This is a genomic window from Streptomyces luteosporeus, assembly GCF_039532865.1.
Taxonomy (GTDB): domain Bacteria; phylum Actinomycetota; class Actinomycetes; order Streptomycetales; family Streptomycetaceae; genus Streptomyces; species Streptomyces luteosporeus.
In genome coordinates this window covers 1-507 of sequence record NZ_BAAASL010000094.1, presented here as the reverse complement: position 1 = coordinate 507, position 507 = coordinate 1, and the positions used below count along the sequence as shown (strand labels likewise).

The 507-nt window shown below is 64.5% G+C and carries 1 protein-coding gene; it reads right to left on the bottom strand.

Annotated features, from left to right (window positions below; translation table 11 throughout):
* Positions 1-507: Tn3 family transposase (locus tag ABD361_RS30590; RefSeq protein WP_344440256.1), on the bottom strand; the 507-nt coding region annotated here is incomplete at both ends.

The following is a 507-nucleotide window of genomic DNA, read 5'->3' as shown; positions in this document are numbered from 1 at the left end:
CAGGACAGCTTGGCGTAGGTCAGGCCGGGGCTCGACTCGGCCATCTTGGTCAGCCCGAGGTTGATCGCATCACCGAGGATTGCGGACAGCAGCAACGTCCTGTCTTTGGCCTCGGCCCCGTCCTTCAAGTGGGTGAAGTGGCGGCTGAAGCCCGTCCAGTCGTCCACGTCCATCAGCAGTTCGGTGATCTTGATGCGCGGCAGTAACTGGCTGGTTTGGTCGATCAGCGCCTGCGCCCGATCCGGCACCGCCGCATCCAGCGGGGTGATTTTCAGCCCTGACTCGGTGAGGATGGCATCGGGCAGCTCGTTGTCCTTGGCCAGGCGGGTGACGGTGGCCAACTGCTCGTCCAGCAGCTGCAAACGCTCTTCCAGGTACTGGTCGCTGTTCGGGTTGATCGCCAGGGGCAGGGCCTGCTCGCGCTTGAGTGCGGCGAACTTCTCGGCCGGCAGCAGGTAGTCGTCGAAGTCGCGGAACTGCCGCGAGCCCTTGACCCAGATGTCGCCG